At 65.1% G+C, this 20753-nt stretch carries 18 protein-coding genes; 9 read left to right on the top strand and 9 right to left on the bottom strand.

Translation table 11 applies throughout. The annotated features are described in order from the left end of the window. Window positions 1-71 precede the first annotated feature (71 nt). The 6 genes from G0D83_RS22395 to G0D83_RS22370 all read left to right on the top strand — a co-directional run bounded on the left by G0D83_RS22395 (window position 72) and on the right by G0D83_RS22370 (window position 7043). Complete coding sequence (locus tag G0D83_RS22395) at window positions 72-992, top strand: LysR family transcriptional regulator (protein WP_108970670.1); 921 nt, start codon at window positions 72-74, stop codon at window positions 990-992. 124 nt (window positions 993-1116) lie between these two features. Continuing rightward, window positions 1117-2121, top strand: coding sequence for a tripartite tricarboxylate transporter substrate binding protein (locus G0D83_RS22390; protein WP_164196867.1), 1005 nt, complete (start codon window positions 1117-1119; stop codon window positions 2119-2121). Window positions 2122-2234: 113 nt separating this feature from the next. Beyond that, window positions 2235-2798 (top strand): tripartite tricarboxylate transporter TctB family protein, encoded by a 564-nt coding sequence (locus G0D83_RS22385; protein ID WP_164196866.1) that lies wholly within the window; start codon window positions 2235-2237, stop codon window positions 2796-2798. Next, the gene (locus G0D83_RS22380; RefSeq protein ID WP_164196865.1) at window positions 2798-4318 is read left to right on the top strand and encodes a tripartite tricarboxylate transporter permease; all 1521 of its coding nucleotides are present in this window, start codon (window positions 2798-2800) and stop codon (window positions 4316-4318) included. The genes G0D83_RS22385 and G0D83_RS22380 overlap by 1 nt, the downstream gene beginning before the upstream one ends. Continuing rightward, window positions 4315-5166: a shikimate dehydrogenase gene (locus G0D83_RS22375; RefSeq protein ID WP_164196864.1), complete on the top strand. Its 852-nt coding sequence runs from the start codon at window positions 4315-4317 to the stop codon at window positions 5164-5166. The genes G0D83_RS22380 and G0D83_RS22375 overlap by 4 nt, the downstream gene beginning before the upstream one ends. Then, complete coding sequence (locus tag G0D83_RS22370) at window positions 5163-7043, top strand: bifunctional sugar phosphate isomerase/epimerase/4-hydroxyphenylpyruvate dioxygenase family protein (protein ID WP_164196863.1); 1881 nt, start codon at window positions 5163-5165, stop codon at window positions 7041-7043. The genes G0D83_RS22375 and G0D83_RS22370 overlap by 4 nt, the downstream gene beginning before the upstream one ends. Window positions 7044-7167: 124 nt before the next feature. On the opposite strand, the gene G0D83_RS22365 is transcribed toward G0D83_RS22370, so the two are convergent. Next, window positions 7168-8874: a tannase/feruloyl esterase family alpha/beta hydrolase gene (locus G0D83_RS22365; RefSeq protein ID WP_164196862.1), complete on the bottom strand. Its 1707-nt coding sequence runs from the start codon at window positions 8872-8874 to the stop codon at window positions 7168-7170. A gap of 530 nt (window positions 8875-9404) precedes the next feature. Between G0D83_RS22365 and G0D83_RS22360 the strand changes: the two genes are divergently transcribed. Beyond that, a complete protein-coding gene (locus G0D83_RS22360) occupies window positions 9405-10220 on the top strand; it encodes an amidohydrolase family protein (RefSeq protein ID WP_164196861.1) in 816 nt (271 codons plus the stop codon). Window positions 10221-10402: 182 nt separating this feature from the next. Here the strand turns inward: G0D83_RS22360 and G0D83_RS22355 are convergent, their stop codons facing one another. The 8 genes from G0D83_RS22355 to G0D83_RS22320 all read right to left on the bottom strand — a co-directional run bounded on the left by G0D83_RS22355 (window position 10403) and on the right by G0D83_RS22320 (window position 19077). Further along, complete coding sequence (locus G0D83_RS22355; RefSeq protein ID WP_164196860.1) at window positions 10403-10918, bottom strand: nucleoside deaminase; 516 nt, start codon at window positions 10916-10918, stop codon at window positions 10403-10405. Beyond that, window positions 10911-11870 (bottom strand): ABC transporter ATP-binding protein, encoded by a 960-nt coding sequence (locus tag G0D83_RS22350; protein ID WP_164196859.1) that lies wholly within the window; start codon window positions 11868-11870, stop codon window positions 10911-10913. Before G0D83_RS22350 ends, G0D83_RS22355 begins: the two co-directional genes overlap by 8 nt. After that, window positions 11867-12835, bottom strand: coding sequence for an ABC transporter ATP-binding protein (locus G0D83_RS22345; RefSeq protein ID WP_164196858.1), 969 nt, complete (start codon window positions 12833-12835; stop codon window positions 11867-11869). Before G0D83_RS22345 ends, G0D83_RS22350 begins: the two co-directional genes overlap by 4 nt. Next, window positions 12832-14265, bottom strand: a complete 1434-nt coding sequence (locus tag G0D83_RS22340; RefSeq protein WP_164196857.1) for a chlorohydrolase family protein — start codon at window positions 14263-14265, stop codon at window positions 12832-12834. The genes G0D83_RS22345 and G0D83_RS22340 overlap by 4 nt, the downstream gene beginning before the upstream one ends. Continuing rightward, window positions 14262-15443 carry an amidohydrolase family protein gene (locus tag G0D83_RS22335; protein WP_164196856.1) on the bottom strand — a complete coding sequence of 394 codons (1182 nt, stop codon included), beginning with the start codon at window positions 15441-15443 and terminating at the stop codon, window positions 14262-14264. Before G0D83_RS22335 ends, G0D83_RS22340 begins: the two co-directional genes overlap by 4 nt. 2 nt (window positions 15444-15445) lie before the next feature. After that, window positions 15446-16420, bottom strand: a complete 975-nt coding sequence (locus G0D83_RS22330) for an ABC transporter permease (RefSeq protein ID WP_235940246.1) — start codon at window positions 16418-16420, stop codon at window positions 15446-15448. Then, window positions 16413-17405: an ABC transporter permease gene (locus G0D83_RS22325; protein ID WP_164196855.1), complete on the bottom strand. Its 993-nt coding sequence runs from the start codon at window positions 17403-17405 to the stop codon at window positions 16413-16415. The genes G0D83_RS22330 and G0D83_RS22325 overlap by 8 nt, the downstream gene beginning before the upstream one ends. Window positions 17406-17499: 94 nt before the next feature. Next, a complete protein-coding gene (locus G0D83_RS22320; RefSeq protein ID WP_164196854.1) occupies window positions 17500-19077 on the bottom strand; it encodes an ABC transporter substrate-binding protein in 1578 nt (525 codons plus the stop codon). A gap of 163 nt (window positions 19078-19240) precedes the next feature. On the opposite strand from G0D83_RS22320, the gene G0D83_RS22315 reads away from it, so the two are divergent. Together G0D83_RS22315 and G0D83_RS22310 are read left to right on the top strand one after the other, a co-directional pair. Continuing rightward, window positions 19241-19927 carry a GntR family transcriptional regulator gene (locus G0D83_RS22315; RefSeq protein ID WP_108970657.1) on the top strand — a complete coding sequence of 229 codons (687 nt, stop codon included), beginning with the start codon at window positions 19241-19243 and terminating at the stop codon, window positions 19925-19927. Further along, entirely contained in the window at window positions 19924-20571 is a 648-nt protein-coding gene (locus G0D83_RS22310) for a flavin reductase family protein (protein WP_370457300.1), read from the top strand. The genes G0D83_RS22315 and G0D83_RS22310 overlap by 4 nt, the downstream gene beginning before the upstream one ends. The last annotated feature ends 182 nt before the right edge of the window (window positions 20572-20753 follow it).

The raw sequence follows: 20753 nt of genomic DNA, 5'->3' as shown, positions 1-20753 counted from the left end.
GGGATAGGGTGTTAACGTCAATGATATTATATGCGATTATGATAACATCATGTTACTGAGGGGAGGGGCCCATGCGCGAAATCACGCTGCGACAGATCGAGGTTATCCGGGCGGTCATGCTGCGTGGCACGATCGCGGGGGCGGCAGAGTTCCTGGGGGTGTCGGCACCGGGAATCTCGCGGCTTGTCAAACACACCGAAGAGACACTGGGGCTACGCCTGTTCGAGCGCCGGGCTGGCCTCTTCGTGCCCTCGGTCGAGGCGGGGCGGATCTTCGACCAGGTGCGAGAGGTCTACAAGGGGGTCGAGAACCTGCAGAGCGCGATTGACTCGCTGCAGAAGGGCGAAGAGGTGCAACTGGCCTTTGCCTCGGCGCCCTCTGTCGCCCAGTTCATCGCCGCGCGGACAATATCCTCGATCCGCGCGCGCTATCCCGACCTCTACATCGATCTCAATATCCTGAAGATCGAGGAGACCACGGACTACCTTTTGCTGGAGCGGGGCGAGTTCGTGATCATGAGTTCGCCGGTCCACAACCCCGGGATCCAAAGCGAGAAAATCGCCCATGGGCGGGTCGTCGCGATCCTGCCCGAGGGCCATCCGCTGGCGGAGCAGACCGTGGTCTCGGTGCAGGATCTGGCGCGGGAGCCGCTGGTCGGGATCGACCCGGCGGACCCCTATGGCCGCATCGTCTCGCGGCCGTTCCGCGAGGCCGGGATAGAGCTGCGCCACTCCATGCGAGGGCGGTTTGCCCAGACCATCGTCAGCCTCGTGCGGCACGGGCTCGGGGTGGCGCTGATCGACGAGTTCTCGGTGTCAGAGGTCTACCTGCCGGGGGTCGTGCGCCGCCCGCTGCGGGAGGAAACTTCGATCGACATCTATGCCGTGACCAAGAAGGATCGCGTGCTCTCGAACTTCGCTGAATTCAGCATCCAGCAGTTCCGTCGAGAGTTGAACGATGCTGGCAAGATCTGGGCAGGTCGGGAGGAATGAAATAACGTAATGTTAATAAGCGCGCGAAAATGGTATTTGACGTTATGCGCGCTCCTATCGCATCAATTTTGGCGACGGACGCGGGGAGGACCGTGTTCGACCGCATTTCAAGGGAGGGAAAACCATGAAGCGTTTTGTATTCGGTGCCGCCTCGGCATTCATTCTTGCCGCAGCCTCTGCTTCGGCTCAGGACTACCCCACCAAAGAAATCCAGGGCATCATCCAATGGGGAGCCGGTGGCTCCACCGACACCGTGATGCGCTCTGTTACCCCGCATGCCGAGGAAGTTCTGGGTGGCACGGTCGTAATGCAGAACGTGACAGGCGGCGTCGGTGCTATCGCGTTGAACCAGGTTGCCGGGCAGGCGGCTGACGGCTACACGCTGCTCATGGGCGCGGAAAACCCACTGCTCTACAAGGTGATGGGCCTCGGCGACAAGGACTACTCGGACTTCACCCCGATCAACATCCTGGCCCGCGGCACGCCGATCCTGGTGGCCAACCCCGATGCCCCCTTCGACGATTACGCGGGCATGATGGCGTATATCAAGGAGAACCCGGGAGAGCTTCGGCTCGGCGCGACGGGACCCGGTGGCCTGCCGTCGGTTGTGACGGCGATGATCAACACCGTCGAGGGCGAGATGGACGTGATCTCGGTGCCCTACGACGGCGATGGCCCGGCGCTGACCGCGTTGCAGGGCGGCGCGATCGACGTGATGCCCGCGGTTCTGGGCGCCGCAATCGAGGGGATCCGTGCCGGCAACATCAAGCCGCTCGCGGTCTTCGACATCGCCCCCAACGACAAGCTGCCAGAGGTTCCGGCGGTCACCTCGTTCAACGAGGGCTACAACACCTATCTGCCCTGGGGCCCGTTCTTCGGTGTCTTCGTCAAGAAGGGCACGCCGGATGACGTGGTTGCCAAGCTGACCGAGGCCTATGCCGCGGGCGCCGAAACCGCCGACTTCCAGGAGCTGATGGAAAACCGCGGCTTCACCATGATGTCGATCTCGGGCGCCGAGGCCGAGGACTTCCTCGCCAAGTGGCAGCAAGGGACCACCTGGCTGCTGCAGGATGCCGGCCTGACCAAAAGCTCGCCGGAAGACTTCGGCATCGCCCGTCCGGGCAACTGATCCGCAAGATCCGGCGCCCGCGCCCAAGGATCAAGCTGGCGCCGCACTTCTGCAAGAGAAGGGCGGCGCTTTTTTCTACCGCGTCCCGCGACGCACTGAGGGAGGGGAGCCCCATGTCCCGAATTGAAACGGAACACCACGACGGCACGTCTGACGCGACGCCGGGCGGCTACGAGCGGCAGAGACGCCCTGGAGAGCTGGTTTTCGGCGCCGTCATGGTGATCGCAAGCTTGGTGCTGCTGTGGAACGCCTATGGCATCTCCGGTTTCGAGGCGCTGTCGGCGCCGGGGTCGGTGCCCATGGCGACGACCGCCGTCATGGTAGTCACCGCGCTGGTCATCTTCCTGCGTGACCTGCGCCTGCCGCGCGTGGCGGGCGAGACGGTGGCAAGGGACATTCTTCCGGGCACCGTGGTGATCATCGCGCTGATGCTGGTGGCCTACGGCTTCCTGCTCAAGCCGCTCGGCTTCCTGCCGACCTCGGCGCTGTTCCTGATCGCCGCGTTGAAGATACTGGCGCGCCGCGGCTGGCTCTGGACCATCGGCGTGTCGCTGGGCAGCCTGCTGCTCATCTGGATCGTTTTCCGCATCGTCTTCACCGTGCTGATGCCCGCAGGCATCGTGCCCGAAGCCGAAGTGATCCAGGCCTTCCGCAACCTCTTTGCCGGAGGCAAGTGATGGACGCCTTTCTCGCATTCCTGACAGTCTTCACCCAGCCCGAGCTTTTGTTGCTCGTCGGCCTCGGAACCTTTGCCGGGGTCTATGTCGGCGCGATCCCGGGGCTGTCGGTGACCATGGCGGTCTCGATCCTTATCTCCTTCACCTTCTCCTGGGACGTCTACCCGGCGATCTCGCTGATGATCGGCATCTTCATGGGCGGTGTTTACGGCGGATCGCGCACGGCGATCCTGCTCAACATCCCCGGTGCCCCTTCGGCCATCGCCACGGCGCTCGACGGATATCCAATGGCACAGCGCGGCGAGGCCGGCACGGCGATCGGCATCACCACGGTCATGTCTTTCTTCGGCGGGTTCATCGGCATCGGCGTGCTGGCGCTGGCCGCCCCGATGGTTTCCGAGTTCGCCCTGACCTTCCAGCCGCGCGACTACATGCTGCTGGCGGTGCTCGGCATCCTGCTGGTCGGCTCGTTGTCGTCGGGCAGTCTGGTGAAGGGTATCTTCGCCGGCGCCCTCGGCATCGCCATCGGCGCGGTGGGACGCGACCCGCTGACCTTCACCGAGCGCTTCACCTTCGATCTTCCGATCATGCAGGGCGGCATCAGCTTCATCGCGGTGATGATCGGCATGTTCGGTGTCTCCGAGGCGCTGATGCAGCTGCACCACGTCGACAAGACCGCAGTGCGCCAGAAGATCAGCCGCATCGTTCCCTCGTTCAGCACAATCCGCAAGCACCTGCCGCTGTCGCTGCAGACCTCGACCATCGGGGTGATCATCGGCGCACTTCCGGGCACCGGCGGCGACATTGCGGCGCTGATGGCCTATGACCACGCCAAGCGCGTGACCAAGAAACCTCAATATCCCTTCGGCAAGGGGGCGATCGAGGGGCTCGTCGCGCCCGAGACCGCCAACAACGCCGCCGTGGGCGGGGCCTTCATCCCGATGATGACGCTGGGCATTCCCGGCGACGCGGTGACCGCGATCATGATCGGCGCGCTGTTCATCCACGGCCTCAACCCCGGCCCTATGCTGATGATCGACCAGCCGGACATGTTCTGGTTCATCGTCGGCGCGCTGGTCATGGCCAATGTCTTCATGCTGATCTTCGGCCTGACGGGCATCAAGCTCTTCACCAAGATCGTCGAGATGCCGCGGGCCGTGCTGATCCCGCTGATCATGCTGCTGTCGATCGTCGGCGCCTACGCGGTGAACAATGCGATCAGCGATGTCTACTGGATGCTGGGCTTCGGCTTCTTCGGCTACTTCATGCGCCATTATGGCTACCCGCTGGGGCCGGTGATCCTCGGGGTGATCCTGTCGCGACTGCTCGACGACAACTGGCGGCGCGCGATCATCTCGGAGCGCGAGGATCTCGGACGGTTCTTCCATGGCATCGTCACCAGCCCGCTGTCGCTTGTGCTCTTCATCGCGGTGATCCTGATCTTCGTGTCGCAGACGCCGTTCTGGGCCCGTGCAAAAGGAAAGCTGCTCGGCGATCCGGCAGGCAAGGTGAAGCAATGACCACGTGCGAGACCCTCAAGCTCGGGCTCATAGGGGACAATATCGCCCGCTCGCGCTCGCCCCTGCTGCACCGGCTTGCCGGTGAGCAGAACGGCGTCGAAGTGACCTACGATCGACTGGTGCCCAAGGACATGGGCCAAAGCTTCGACGAGATCTTCGACGCTTGCGAGGGCGAGGGCTTCCGCGGGATCAACGTGACCTACCCCTACAAGGAGATCGCCGCCGGCAAGGTCGAGGTCGATGATCCGCTGGTGCGCGCCGTGGGGGCGGTGAACACGGTGATCTTCGGCGGAGCCCGCCCCAAGGGATTCAACACCGACTACTCGGGCTTCATGTCGGCCTATCGCCGGGTGATGGGCGAGACGCCTACCGGAACCGTACTGATGATCGGCACCGGCGGGGTCGGTCGCGCGGTGGCTTTCGGGCTTGCGGGCCTTGGAACCCGCAGACTGCGCCTCGTCGACCGCGATCCGGCCAAGGCCGAAGCGCTGACCGAGGCGCTGAAGTCGGTCGCGCCGGACATGGAGATCAGCATCTGGCTCAGCGCCGAGAAGGCCGCCGAAGGCTGCAGCGGTGTGATCAACTGCACTCCCGTGGGCATGGTCGGCTACGAGGGCACGCCGGTCGCGCCCAGGGCCATGACCGGCGCCGGCTGGGTTTTCGACGCCGTCTACACGCCCGTCCACACGCAGTTCCTACAGGCTGCCGGAGCCGCCGGGCTGAAGCTGATCTCGGGATGGGAGCTCTACTTCTTCCAGGGCGTGCACGCCTGGTCGCTGTTCTCGGGCCTGGGGCTCGACGAGGTCGCGCTGCGCGCGGCGCTGTTGGAAAAGGGAGATGCCGAATGAAAACCTGCATCGCAACGGTCTCGATCTCGGGCACGCTCTCCGAGAAGCTCGAGGCGATCTCGGTGGCGGGCTTCGACGGGATCGAGATCTTCGAGCAGGATTTCATCACCGACAGCGGCAGCGCGCGCGACGTCGGCAACCGCATCCGCGACCACGGGCTGTCGATCGACCTCTTCCAGCCGTTCCGCGATTTCGAGGGGCTGCCGGGCGATCTGCGGACCCGGGCCTTCGACCGGGCAGAGCGCAAGTTCGACCTGATGCAGGAACTGGGGGCCGAACTCATGCTGGTCTGCTCCTCGCTGCATCCCAAGGCGCTTGGCGGGGTCGAGCGGGCGGCGGACGACCTGCGCGAGCTCGGGCAGCGCGCGGCGGCGCGCGGCCTTCGGATCGGCTACGAGGCGCTGGCCTGGGGACGCTACGTCAACGACCACCGCGACGCCTGGGAGATCGTGCGCCGCGCCGATCACCAAAACGTCGGTCTGATCGTCGACAGCTTCCACACGCTGGGCCGCGGCCTCGACCCTAATTCGATCCGCCAGTTTCCGGGCGACAAGATCTTCTTCGTGCAGATGGCCGATGCGCCGAAGATCGACATGGACCTGCTCTATTGGTCGCGGCACTTCCGCAACATGCCCGGCGAGGGCGACCTGCCGGTGACCGACTTCATGCGCGCCGTGGTGGCGGCGGGCTATACCGGGCCGGTCAGCCTCGAGATCTTCAACGACCAGTTCCGCGGCGGCAGCCCCCGCACCATCGCCCGCGACGGTTACCGCGCGCTGGTCACGCTGCTGGACGATGTGCGCCGCACCGAGCCCGAGGCGCGCGCCGATCTGCCGATCATCCCGCCGCGCCAGAAGCTTGAGGGTACCGCTTTCGTCGAGTTTGCGACGCGCGGGGCCGAGGGCGACAAGCTGCGCGCGCAGCTCGCGGCGCTTGGCTTCGCCGAGACCGGCCGCCACGTCGCCAAAGCGATCACCCTCTGGCAACAGGGCGACATCCGCATTGTGGTCAACGAGGAAGAGGGCGACTTCGCCGGCTCCGCCTTCAACATGCATGGCACCTCGGTCTGCGATGTCGGCATCACCGTCGGCTCGTCGTCCGAGACGCTGGAGCGCGCGACGGCGCTCGGCGCAAGCTCCTTCGCGCAGGCTCCCGCCGTCGGCCAACTCGACATTCCCGCGATCCGCGGCCTCGGCGGCAGCCTGTTACATTTTCTCGACGCCTCGCACGCCGGGGTCTGGTCGGAGGAATTCGGCGCTGACCGCGACGGCCCGCAGGGCGCCGGGCTGCGCCGCGTCGATCACATCGCGCAGACCATGACCTATGACGAGATGTTGAGCTGGTCGCTGTTCTACAGCTCGCTGCTCGGCATGGAAAAGGCGCCGATGGTCGATGTCATCGACCCCGATGGGCTGGTCCGGTCGCAGGCGCTGGCCGCGCCGGACGGGGACTTCCGCATCACGCTCAACGGCGCCGAGACCCATCGCACCGTGGCGGGCTCTTTCCTTGCGGAAAGATTCGGGGCGCCGGTGCAGCATATCGCCTTCGCGACGGACGACATGTTCGCCACCGCCGAGGCGCTGAGCGCCGCGGGCTTCGCGGCACTGCCGATCCCGGCGAATTACTACGGCGATCTTGCCAGCCGCTTCGAGCTGGCGCCGGATGAGCTGGCGCGGATGCAGGCGCTCAACATCCTCTATGACGAGGACGAGCGGGGCAGCTTCCGGCAGCTCTACAGCCGCGCGATGGCCGGCGGGCTGTTCTTCGAGATCGTCGAGCGCCGGGGCAGCTACGCGGGCTATGGCGCGCCGAACTCGCCGTTCCGCATCGCCGCGCAGAAGCGCCTTGCGCTGCCCAAGGGCGTGCCGCAGGATTAAAACGTTTCCATCTTCCAAAAAGCATTTCGGACCCTGCGTGACCTCACTGCTGCTCAGAATATTCGTCAGTTAAGATCATACGGCGCTCCAGATACGCATAGGGAGCGCCGATGATTGTGGCCGTTCAGCGCGTTTCGCAGATCAGGGATGCACCTTCCCAATCGCACCAGGTCGTGTTGCCGGGACGGTAGTTTCCCAAGCCCGCCCAGTCGAGCGACTCTTCCAGACCCATCGGAAGCTCGCCTCTCTGCCAGGCCGCGGCCTGGTTCACGTCACCGCTGCCCTCATAGGTGACCATCGAAGGATATGGATGGACCGGCCGGGTCGCAGTCGTTCCGTCATCAAGCAGGATGCTGTAGACAATTTCATCCGGTGCAGTGCCGCGTTCCACCCAGTCGATCATCGGGCTCAACATGTCCAACGTGGCCTCGTTGGGTCCAACGCCGCAATGATTGACGCCGGGAAGCATGTAGAAGCTCATGAAATCGTCGACCTCGCCCATCTGCTCCTTCACGGCAGTGAAGTAGTTAAGCGTGCTCCGCGGCGGAACCCCAGGATCTGCGGAACCGACCCAGAGTATCATCTTGCCCCCGGCATCGCGGAACGGTGCGAGGTCGGGATTGTTCGGATCGGTCAATTGGCTCAACTCGGAAAGGCGATCGTAGGTTGCCTGGTCATATTCGATCGTCTCGAAATCCAGACCTGTCGGTGCGTCAAAGCTGCTCCCATAGCGCGGGTATTCGAATGACCATGCCGCATCCCCAAGCGAGGTGTCCATCGGCCCGTCCGCCGCTTCCGGGATGAATGTTCCCACCCAAGCCAACTCTGATCCTTTCGGCATCTTGCCTGCGGAAAACAACGTCTCGCCGTTATTCGGCCCACGATAGACTTGCTCGACAACCTTTACTTGCGCCTCGGTCAAGCACTCCGCGGTGTCGTCGCCCTCGCATTGCAAGGCCGCCGGCTCGAAATTGCACAGGCGTTCGTCTTGGATCAGGCCGCCTTCGTCGGCGCAGGTGTCCATCACGAGTTGGTGCAGTGCCGGAATCTTGTCGGCGGTCAGGATCGCCTGAGCGTCTGCCCCAGTGTTCACGTGAATGCCCCAAGCGTGATACATGCTGTCATTCACGGCCTTGTCGATAACCGGGGCGCCGACGACGATGCCGTCATAGGCCGCCGGATAGCGTTGCGCCATCGCCAGCCCTTGCCGCCCACCGTCTGAACATCCGACGAAGTAGTTCGCAGCAGCGGGCTGACCGTAATAGGCCTCGATCAGGGCTTTGCTGACGATGGTAGACTTGTTCATGCCCTCATACGCGAAGTCCACTATGGCACCAGGGTTGCCGAGCGCCCAGAGCATGTCCGGAAACCACTGCGGCGACCGACGATGACCAAGGTCGGATGAAGCCGTGACGACTTCGCCCCGGGTCACTGGTTCGCAATCTGACAAGGCCCGCGACTGGTTCGACGAAGGGTCGGCATTGATCCCGCCACAGTAGCCGCCGCAGCCCAGCATCAGGAACCGCCCGGTCCAGGCCTCGACGGGCATCCGCACCTCGAACCGCACGTCCGAGGCCGAGTAACCATTGACCACGCAATGTGGACCCTTGCCCTCGATCTCGACGACTTCCGCACCATCCACGCGGCTGGGTGCGCCTTCGAGATCCCGAAGGTCGAGCTCGACTAGGCTTTCGCAGGCAGTCGCTGGCGCGATGGCTTCTTGCGCCGCCAACGGTTTGGGTGTCGAAACCACTGACACCAGCACAATGGCGCATGTGCCGAACAAGTATGCGACACCTCTTTTTGTACTTCGCATTAAAGGCAGTTTCATTGCTGCTATCCTCCCAAGTCTTGGCACACCAATCAGTCGGATCGGTGGATGTGGAGTAAGCTGCCGCGGTCGGAGATTGCTTTCCAATACCAATTTGCCAGTCAAATTAACATGATGTTATTATATCCACTGAAACCGTGGTGCGCCTAGCTCGCGCCATCGGGGCCAGAAAGGTCCCGCCTAGCCTCTTTCATTCGCGCGGCAACAGGGCCGTTGAACCGCCGCGCGATAGAACTAGCGCCCATTGCTGCACGTTGCAGCGAGCGTGGGAACACCCGAACCTCAACCATGGAGCGACTTGACGTGATGTGGTGGAAGGAAGGCAACGCATCGCTTTAACCCGGATATTTCATCGGGAAGGTCTGGGTCCCTCCGCGGATTTGGTGAGATTGTCGCTGCGGGTCTTCATGCCGGCGTGTGCTGCGAACCGGTTAGAGGAGGACAAGGGTAAGAGCCTGTCCGACGGACGGAATACAACCCCCTGGAGAAGATCGCGACTAGGCTGCGGTGAGAGCACTGTGACATCGTGAATGAAAGGCACCCGCGACGCGCTGCCGGGGCGGTCCCGCATTCTCGGTGACGCGCGCAGCTTCCGGCCCGAGGTCAGCGCAGAGATCGCGCGGCAAGCACATGCCATCGTCGCGGGAATTGCCGCTGCGCATGGCGTGACCGCCGAGGTCGACTACAGTCGCGAATTTGTGCCGCTCGGCAATGACGCGGCGCTGGCGACCGCGCACGAGGCGGCGCACCGGGCCATAAGCCACGCCGAACTGGTCGACGTGCCCGTGGTGATCGTGCCTATCTCGGGCCGCGACCCGATGGAGCAGATCCAATGGGCCAAGCGGCGCGGGCTGAACGTCTTCGCCGAGACCTGCCCGCAGTACATCGCCCTGACCAAGGACGACCTCAAGGGGCTGAACATGGACTTCGAGGGGGCGAAATACGTCTGCTCGCCGCCGCCCCGGGATCACGACAGCCAGGAGGCGATCTGGCAGGGGCTGCGGGATGGCACCTTCGATCTCTTCTCCGAGGGCGTCTCGAAGGGCCGCATCAGCCTTGAACGCTTCGTCGCGCTGACCTCAAGCAACCCCGCCAAGCTTTACAGCATGTATCCCCAGAAGGGCGCGTTGGTGATCGGCGCGGAGGCCGACATTACGCTGTGGGAACCCGAGCGCCGTGCGGTGGTGCGCCAGGAACGGATGCACCACGGCGCGGATTACACGCCGTACGAGGGAATGGAGATCACCGGATGGCCGGTGCGCACCGGCTACGCGGCGTCGGAGGGGGTCGTGCAGGACGCCCGAGGCCAGTACCTTGCGCGCGAAACGTCCCAACGCCGTTTCTGAGAGAGGCAAGGCCTGTCAGTGGACAAACGATCCATTGCCTTTTGGGAGCGGGGCTCAATGCTGATCATCGGGAGCAGGGACACTGGTGGAAACCAATTGGAACTCATCGAGTTTGAGCGTGCTATGCCTACGAATGGTGTCTTCTCCGCGCTTGGTCGGTGAAGGCTGTCGGCCTCCGGCGATCAGGTTTCGCGAGCAGCGTCGAGAGAGCTTGACGCCTTGTGGGCCCAGATCTGCAGGATACGCGCAGCCTTCCCATCGCGGCGCCGGGCGCTGACCATCGCCCGCTCCGGCGCGGGCAGCCCGCATTGTGCCAGCATGTGATCGACGTCGATGGGAAAACGGGCGCTTTCCGGCAGGTCCCCAAGGGCCGCTCCCGCCTGCGCCATGTCCGCCGCGTAGTAGAGCTCCGACACCCCGCAGATCAGCATCGCGGCGACGCAGAGAGGGCAGGGCTCGCAACTGGAGTAAAGCGCCGCACCGCGCAGATCGACGGTGCCGAGATTGCGGCAGGCGTCGCGGATCGCCTCGGTCTCGCCATGCGAGGTCGGATCATGGTTGAGCACCGAGCGATTGATGCCCTCGCCCACGATCTCCCCGTCGCGGACCACCACCGCGCCAAAGGGTTCCGTGCCCGGCGTGGTCAGCGCCCGTGCCGAGATCTCGATGGCCCGGCGGAGGAAACGGTCTTCAAACATCGGCGCTCTCCTCGGCTGCGAAACAGGCAACCCGGCGGTCGTGGACGTGCACCTCGCGCTGCGGCCGCTCGCGCTTGCAGCGATCGAAGGCCATCGGGCAGCGCGGATGGAAGCTGCATCCGGGGGGCGGCGACACCGGCGAAGGGACCTCGCCGCCCATAGGCACGCGGTCGCGCTTGGGGGCTTCGAGGTCGGGGATCGTGTCCAGCAACATCCGCGTGTAAGGATGTAGCGGGCGGGCAAAGAGATCGGCGGTGGGCTGAATCTCGACGATCCGCCCAAGGTACATCACCGCGATCACGTCGGCCATGTGCCGCACCACAGACAGATCATGGCTGATGAAGAGGTAGGTGAGGCCCATCTCTCTCTGCAGACGTTTCATCAGATTGAGAACCTGCGCCTGCACCGAGACGTCAAGCGCCGACGTTGGCTCGTCGCAGACGAGGAACTCCGGCTCGCCTGCCAGGGCGCGGGCGATCGAGATGCGCTGGCGCTGGCCTCCCGAGAATTCGTGCGGGAACTTGGCGGCATCGGCGGGAGCGAGGCCAACCGTCCGCAGCAGGTCCTCGACGCGGGTCATGACCTCAGGCTCGGGCGTCTCGGGGCGCAGCGTGCGCAGCGGTTCGGCAATGATCCGGCCGACCCGCCAGCGCGGGTTGAGCGAGGCATAGGGATCCTGGAAGATCATCTGCATCTTGTCGGGGTCGCCGTTGAAGCGGATCGCACCGCCGGAGGGTGCATGCAGCCCGGTGACCAGCTTGGCGATGGTCGACTTGCCGCAGCCGGACTCACCAACCAGCGCCAGAGTCTGGCCGGGCTGGATGTCGAAATCCACCCCATCGACCGCGCGCAGCGTGCGCCGCGGCTTGCCTTCGAGCAGGCGGTTGAGCCAAGGCGCGGAGACGTCGAACCGGCGCTCCAGCGCGTCGACTTCGAGGATCGGACGGGTCATGCGGTTTCTCCGGTCAGGGCGAGCCAGCAGGCGGCGCCGGTGGTTTCGAGCCGCGGCGTGTCGCGGCGGCAGCGCGGTCCGGCGTAGGCACAGCGTGGGTGGAATGCGCAGCCCTGCGGGATGCTATCCAGGCGCGGCATCGCGCCGGGGATCATCTGCAGCTCTTCCATGTCCTTGCGCAGGCTGGGGATCGAGCCCATCAGCCCTTCGGTGTAGGGGTGGCGGGGGCGGCGCACCACGTCCTCGACCGCGCCGAGCTCCGCCAGCCGCCCGGCATACATGACCGCCACCCGGTCGGCAGTTTCGGCGATCACCCCCATGTCATGGGTCACCAGCATCACCGCTGTGCCGCGCTCGCGACAGAGCCGCTTGAGCAGCGCGGTGATCTGCGCTTGGATCGACACGTCGAGCGCGGTGGTCGGCTCGTCGGCGATGATCAGTTCAGGCTCGGCGCAGAGCGCCAGGGCGATCACGATGCGCTGCCGCATCCCTCCGGAGAACTGGTGCGGGTAGTTGTCGATGCGTTCCTCCACCGCCGGAATGCCGACCTCGCTCATCAGCTCGAGCGCGCGGGCGCGCGCCGCGCTCTTGCTCAAATCGCTGTGCAGGCGGATGGTCTCGACCAACTGGTCGCCGACCCGAAACAGCGGGTTGAGCGAGGTCAGCGGGTCCTGGAAGATCGCGCCGATGCGGCGGCCGCGCACCTTCTGCATCCCGCTCTCGGTCAGCGTGTCGATGCGTGTGCCTGAAAGGCGGATCTCGCCGGCGGCGATGCGGCCCGGCGGCTCGAGCAGACCGAGGATCGCCATGCCGGTCATCGATTTGCCAGCTCCGGACTCGCCGACGACGCCGAGGATCTCGCCGCGCCCGATGGTCAGCGAGATATCGTTCACGGCGGTGAGCACGCCGCGGCGCGTGGGAAACTCGACGCGCAATCCGCGCACGTCCAGGACAGGGTCGGTCATCGCTCGCTCCTTGCGTAGCTGGGGCGGAATATCTCGGTCACCGGAGGGTGCCCGGCAGTGCGGTCGGGGTACTTGGCCACCAGCCCGTCGAACTGTGCCTGAGCACGCGCCATGTCGGCGGCCTCGTCGCAGCCGGGGATCTTGCGGTCGGTCATCACGCGGCGCCCGTCGATCCAGACGTCTCGCACGTCGCGCCCCGAGGCCGAGGTCATCAGGCTCTGCACCGGGTCGGGGACCTGAAGCGTACGGCCAAGGTCGATCACCGCGATATCGGCGCAGGCGCCGGGGGCGAGGCGGCCGAGATCGCTCCGGCCGAGCGCGCTTGCCCCGCCCAGTGTGGCGGCATCGAACATTTCTTCGCTGCGCAGCGCCTCGTGCCCTTCGGCGAGGCGCGCGGTCATCATGCCGATCTGCATGTTGAGGATCATGTCCGGTGGCCAGGTGTCGGTGCCGAGCCCGACGTTGATCCCGCGCGCCCGGCAGGCCGGGAATGAGCGCAGCATGCCGCCGTGCCGGGCAGAGACCAGCGGACAATGCACCAGCGAAGCCCCATGCTGGGCGATCAGGGCGAGATCGCGCTCGGACGCGTGGGTGCCATGCGGCAGCAGCCAGTTGGCTCCCAACGCGCCGACCCGGTCGAGCCAGTCGATCGGCGTGGTGCCGTGCTGCTCCTGTACCAGCCGCAGCTCGGTGGGCGACTGGCAGCAATGTTGGCGCACCGGCGCGCCCATCTCGGAGGCGAGCGCCTGGGTGCGGCGGAGCAGCTCCCCGGTGCAGGTCTCGATCCGGTCCGGGGCGAACATGGCGCGGATGCGCCCGCCCGCAGTGCCGTCTATGCGCGTGGCAAACTCTGCAGCGTCCTGCAGACCCTGCAACCCGCGGGGCGCGTCGTAGACGGCTCGGATGGTGCCAGCCGTGTCGGTGACCTGCCCGCCGGTGCGATAGGCGGGGCCGAGGTAGACCCGCAAACCCAGGTCCTCGGCGGCATGTGCCGCGGCGTCGAACTCGGCCACGGTCTCGCCCCAGGCGCGGTAGAACAGCGAAGCGATGGGCAGGGCAGTGGTGATGCCGTTGCGGATAAGCTGCGCAAAGGCAAAGCGCTTCTGAAAAGCCAGCTCTTCGGCCGAGTACATCTCGTAGGGGCCGCGCGCGACGTAGCTCTCGGGCCAGACGCGGCCCTTCTTCCACGCCGGGCCGTTGTCGTAGCCGAGGATGGTCGTGTCGAGGTCGGACAGCGCGTCGAGATCGACGAACCCCGGCGAGATCACCGCCTCGCCGTAGTCCACGCGCCGCGCAACCTCGCCCTCGAAGCGGCGCCCCACATGCAAAACGCGGGTGCCCTCGATCACCGCCACGCCGTCCTCGTATACGACGTGGCAGCCGTCCTCATGGCCAATGACCCAGCGGGCCGAGAGCAAGGTGCGGTTCATGGCGCGTCGATCATGGGTTTGCCGTCTCGCGCGACCACCCTACCGCGCTTGACCACGAGCGCCCGGGGTGCGCGCAATGCCACCGCCTCGGCCAGGGTCTCGCCCTCGACCAGCACGGCGTCGGCATGGTCGCCGATCTCCAGCCCGTAGCCCTCGACCTCCATGATCGCGGCGCCGCCACGGGTGCAAATGTCCAGCGCCAGTTCGACCTCGTCGTCGCGGCGCAGGTTGTTGCGCAGCCCGACGAACATCGCCCGTTCGAGCATGTCGGCGTTCCCATAGGGCCCCCAGGTGTCGCGGATGCCGTCCGAGCCCGCACCGGTCAGGATGCCTGCCGCCTTCAGGTCCTTGACCAGCGGCACCGGCGCCGAAGCCGGGGCGGTGGTGATGATGTGGATGCGCTCTTCGGCAAGCTGCTCGTGCAGCGACGCAACATAGGCGCGGTCACTCATGCCGAGGCAGAAGGCGTGGCTGACGGTGACCTTGCCCTGCATCCCGTGGGCACGGGTCCGGGCGATGATCTCTTCCATCGAGAAGCCGCCCATCAGGTCACGCTCATGCAGGTGGATGTCGATCGGCTTGCCGTGCTTCTCGGCGAGCCGGAACACCGCGTCCAGATGCCCCTTGGGATCGCGCTCGATGCCGCAGGGATCAATGCCGCCGACCACGTCCGCGCCGAGCGCCAGCGCCTCGTCCATCAGCTCGACAGTACCCGGGCGCGGCATCATCGAGGACTGCGGGAAGGCCACGATTTCGATGTCGACGTAGCCCGCAAGCTTCTCGCGCGTCGCCATGACGCCCTCGATGCCGCGCAGCCCGTGGTGAGTGTCGACGTCGACGTGGCTGCGGATGTGGGTGGTGCCGTGGCCGATCGACAGGATCGCCTGCCGCTCGCTCTGCACCTGCGGATCGAGCCCGAGGGAGACTTTGACTTCGCGCTCGTTGTCGATCTTGTCGATCAGCCGTGGGCCGACCTCGTTGCGGTACCACGGCAGACCGAGCAGCGACTTGTCGAGATGGGTGTGCGCCTCGACCAGCCCGGGGATCAGGATGCGGCCGCCGCAGTCGATCGCCTCGGCGCCCTCGGGCGCGGCGGCGACAAAGCGGCCCTCCATGATGTGCAGATCGGTGGCGGGGGCGCCCATCGGGCGCACGTTCTTCAGGGTCTTTGCAGTCATGGTCATCTCAGTTTTGGGTTGAGCGCGTCGCGCAGCCAGTCGCCGATCATGTTGACCGACAGGACGATCAGGCACAGCTGGATCGCGGGAAACACGACGATCCACCACAGGCCAGAGAAAAGGTACTGGTTCCCCACACGGATCAGCGTGCCGAGGCTGGGCTGGTCCGGCGGCATGCCGACGCCGAGGAAGGAAAGCGTCGCCTCTGACAGGATCGCGAGCCCGAAGTTCAGCGTCGCCGCGACGAGGATCGGGGTCATGCAGTTAGGCAGGATGTGGTGCAGCATGATCCGCCATGGCTTGACCCGGATCAGCCGCGCCGCGCTGACGTAATCCTTCTTGCGCTCGACCATCGCCGATGCGCGCACGGTGCGGGCGTATTGCACCCAGGACGGCACCGCGATGGCGAGGATGAGGATCGGGGCAGCAAGCACATCTTTGAGGTGCGTCGGCAGCGCGGCGGTCGCGACGGCGGTGATGAGGATCGCGATGAGGATGAAAGGCATCGACAGCAGCACGTCACCAAGCCGCATGATCACATTGTCGACCCAGCCGCCGAAGTAACCCGCGACCAGTCCCAGGGAGAGCCCGACCGCCAGCGCCGCCATCACCGAAGCAAAGCCGATGACGAGGCTGATCCGGGAGCCGTAAAGGATCGCCGAGAGGATGTCTCGGCCCTGCGTGTCGGTGCCGAGGATGTAGGGCCATTGCCCCTGCGCGTTCCAGATCGGCGGAATCTCGGCGTTCCACAGCTCGAGCGCGGCGAGGTCATAGGGATCCTGCGGCGTGATGAGAGGCGCCAGCAGCGCGCTCAGCGCCACCAGCGCCAGAAGGCAGGCCGCGAAGATTGCGCTGGGATGGCTGCGGAAGGAGTACCACAGGTCGCTCTCTCGCAGCGCCGCAATGCGCGTTCGGCGGGGCAGGGCGGTCTGGGCGGGGGCCTGCGGCGTATCGGTCATGGGAGAGATTTCAGCCATTGGCTCCTCCGGCTTTGGCAGCATCGTCGCGCAACCGGGGATCGACCCAGGCATAGGTCACGTCGACCAGCGTGTTGAGCAGCACGAAGATGAAGGAAACGAGCATCAGGTAGGCGGCCATCACCGGGATATCGACGAAGGTCACCGCCTGGATGAAGAGCAGCCCCATGCCGGGCCATTGAAACACCGTTTCGGTGACCAGCGCGAAGGCGATAAGGTTGCCGATCTGCATGCCGGTGAGGGTGATCACCGGCATCAGGCAGTTGCGCAGCGCGTGGACCCAGTGCACCCGGCGTTTCGGCACGCCGCGCGCGCGCGCGAACTTCACGTAGTCGCTGCGCAGGGTCTCGAGCATCTCGGCCCGCACCAGCCGCATCACCAGGGTGATCTGGAAGGTCGAGAGCGAGAGCGCCGGCAGCACCAGGGCCGCGCGGCCCGAGGGGGTCAGAAGACCGGTCGACCACCAGCCGATGTCCACGGTTTCGCCGCGCCCAAAGGCGGGCAGCCAGCCGAGGCTGACCGAGAAGCCGAGGATCAGCAGGATGCCGACCACAAAGCTCGGCAGAGAGACGCCGACGATCGAGCCCAGCTGCAGCGCGTTCGCCAGCCGCGAATTGCGGTGCACGGCAGTGATCACCCCGAGCGGGATGCCGACCACCAGCGAGATCACCGTGGCCACCAGCACCAGCTCGAAGGTCGCCGGGAAGCGCTCGCCGATCAGCACCATGACGTCCTGCTGGTTGCGGTAGGAGATGCCGAAATCGCCCTGCGCCGCATGGGTGACGAAACGCGTGTACTGGGTGACGAAACCATCGTTCAGCCCCAGTCGCTCGCGCAGCTCCACGCGATCGGCCTGCGTTGCCTGCTCGTTGACCATCATCTCGACGGGATCGCCGAAGAAGCGGAAGATCACGAAGGCCAGCAGCGCGACGGCGAGCATCACGAAGGCCGCGTTGGCCGTGCGCTTGATGAGAAAGGCGAGCATGGCTCACTCCTGTCTTGCGGGCGGGGCGGACCCACCGGCTGTCATCCTGTCTCGAAGGGGAGGGCGCGGGGGCGATGGCCCCCGCGCGCCTGCCTCAGCTGCCCTGACCGACCTGCGCGAACCACAGCCGCGGCTTGTTGTCGGGGAAGAGCGGCATCTCGCTGACCTCGTCGGTCACCGCCCAGGCCATGGGCTGCTGGTGCAGCGGGATCATGATCATCTCGTCCTTGACGAACTGCAGGGCCTCGGTCTCGAGCGACAGGCGGGTGTCGGTGTCGAGCTCGCTGCCCGCTGCGTCGATCAGTGCGTCGAGTTCGGGGTAGGACCAGCCGCCCCAGTTGAAGACGCCGGAATTGCCCACCTTGCTGTGGAAGATCTGCAGCAGCGGTGAATAGGCGTCGAGCATCGGCAATGTGGCCCAGCCCAGCGTGTAGATGTCGGTCTGGCCGTTGGTCCGCTTCGGGGTCTGCACCGCCCGCGGCGCCACGTCGAGCTTGGGCGCGAGCCCGATGCGCGACCACATCGAGGCGATGGCCTGGCAGAACTGCTCTTCGTTCACCAGACCGTCGGCGAGACAATTGAACTCGAACTGCAGCCCCTCTGGCACGCCGGCCTCGGCCAAGAGCGCCTTCGCGGCATCGGGATCGTATCCGGGAACTGTATCCAGTTCTTCCGAGTAGCCGGGGATCGGCGGTGCCACAGTCGCGCCGGCGGTGCGGGATTTCCCGCGCATCACCCTGCTCTGGATCAGGTCGAGGTCGATCGCCTTGTAAAGCGCCTCGCGCACGGATTTTTCCTTGAAGGGGTTGGACTCACCCGAGACCAGCGTGTCGCGGAAGGGAAAGCCGATCATCACGGTGCGCAGGTCGACGCCTTCGAGAACCTCGACATTGGGCGCAGCGGCGAGCCGAGGAAGGTCCTGCACCGGCGCGTCATTGGTGAAGTTGATCTCGCCCGATAGCAGCGCCGCGACGCGGGTCGCCGCCGAGGTCACCGGGGTCAGCTCGATCCGGTCGAGATTGTGCTGCGGCTCGTCCCACCAGTCGGCGTTCGCAACGAAGACGGTCTTGGCGTCGGGCTGACGGCTCTCGACCCTGAAGGGGCCGGTGCCGTTGGCATTGTAGGTGGCGTAGCCCTCGGTGCCCGAGCCGATGTCGGTGGGCAGCAGCGAGTCGTGCTCAACCATCCATTCCTTGTCGAAAATATGGATGTTGGTCAGATCGTTGAGCAGAAGCGGGTAGGTGTCGTTGAGCGTGATGTCGACGGTCAAATCATCGACTGCCTCCGACGAGACATAGGCCGGAAGGTTGCCCTTCAACGGCGAGGTTTCATGGCTGACCCGCTGCAGCGAGGCAACCACGTCCTCGGCTGTGAAGGGGTTGCCATTGTGGAAGGTCACCCCCTCGCGCAGCTTGAAGCGCCAGGTCACCTTGTCGTCAAGGATTTCCCAGCTGGTCGCCAAGGCGGGCTCGATCTTGAGATCGGCATTGTAGCGCACCAGCCCCTCGTAGACATGGTTCAGCACGTTGATGGTGAAACTGTCGCCATAGGAATAGGGATCGAGCGATCCGATGTCCCGGTTGGCGCCCCACTTGAGCACGTTCTCGGCCTGCGCTGCTCCTGCGAGGGTGGCGAGCGCCGCCGAGGCAAGCAGAATCTGTCTGAAGGTCATGGTCCCGTCCCTGTTGGTGATTGTATTTGGGAATCGATCAAATTGGATACGATGTGTGTTAGATGGCGCATCGAGGAGCGCATTGCAAGACAATTGTATCCAATTGACGAGATCATCTGGATACGCTACTGGAGTGCAAAGGAATGCGACAAGGCTGCGAGCCATGACCGAAAAAACGACACTCACCGATGCGGTGCACACGCTGCTCAAGCGCGCCATCATCGAGCAGGCGCTGAAGCCGGGAATGCGCCTTCCCGAGGACACGGTTGGCGAGCAGTTCGGCGTGAGCCGGACCATCGTGCGCCACGCTTTGGTGCGGCTCGAGAACGAGGGGCTGGTGGTCACACGACGCAACCGTGGCGCCTTTGTCGCCGAGCCCTCGCTGGATGAGGCCAAGCAGATATTCGAGGTCCGGCGCGCCCTCGAAGCCGAGGTCATCCGCATCCTCGTCGAGCGCATTCCCTCGAGCGGCTTCGACCAGCTCGAGGCGCATGTGCGCCTGGAGGAGAGCGTGCGCGGCAAGGACGGGCCGGTCTCGATCCGTCTCGCCGGCGAGTTCCACACGCTGCTGGCCGAGCTGACCGGCAACGCCGTCCTCTCGCGCTACGTCGGCGAGGTGGTGCTGCGCTGTTCGCTGATCATGGCGATGTACGCCAAATCGCACTCCTCGGACTGCGCGGTGGATGAACATTCGCAGATCATCGAGGCGATCCGCGCGGGAGATGCCGAGCGCGCAACGCAGATCATGGATCATCACCTTGGTGCCGTCGCCGGGCGCGCCGAGCTTGAACAAAAACCGGACAGCATCTCATCGATCCTGTCTCGCTACGGAAAGGAGCTGGCGACGTGACCCACCACGCGCTGAACTTCGCGGACCTGACGCCGCGCGAAGCCTACAAGGTCATGATCGGCACGATCGTGCCGCGCCCGATTGCCTGGGTCACGACGGTCTCGCCCGAGGGGGTGGTCAATGCGGCGCCCTATTCGTTCTTCAACTGCTTGTCGGCTGACCCGCCCATCCTTGCCCTCGGCGTCGAGAACAAGCCGGACCGCAGCTTCAAGGACACGGCCTACAACATCCGGATGACCGAGTGCTTTACCGTGAACATCGTTGATCGTGCCAACGCCGGGACGATGTCTGTGACCGCCGCCGCCTTCGGCCCCGAGGTCGACGAGCTCGAGATGGCCGGGCTCACCGCCGTTCCCGGCGAGAAGGTTGCCTGCCCGCGGATCGCCGAGGCGCCGGTCGCCTTCGAGTGCCGCCGCTACCTCGGGATCGAGGTCAGCTCGGCCCGGGAAATCATCCTGGGACAGATCGTGATGGCGCATGTGCGCGAGGACGTGATCGACCTCGGGACCTACTACTCCAACCATGAAAAGCTCGACGCAATCGGGCGCATGGGCGGGAACGGATACGCCGGCACGCTGGACTACTTCGACCTGGCGACACCTTCGGCGGAAGAGGTTCTTTCGGCGCGGAAGGTGCGGGCCTGACGGCTGTAATACCGGGTGATCGCGACCAAAAGAGGACACCTCGGGCCAGAGCCAAGGTTCAATGCGGTTACATAATGTGTGTTATACGCAAACACGAAAATGAGGGGGCACATTCTAAACTGGGTTGCGACAAATCCCCTATCTTGCTGGAAAGCAAGGAGAACGGACAATGGCGCACAAAG

Source organism: Salipiger sp. PrR003 (genome assembly GCF_010500785.1).
Lineage (GTDB): Bacteria > Pseudomonadota > Alphaproteobacteria > Rhodobacterales > Rhodobacteraceae > Salipiger > Salipiger pacificus_A.
The sequence above is the reverse complement of the archived record's forward strand: the minus strand, read 5'-3'. Positions and strand labels throughout refer to the sequence as shown.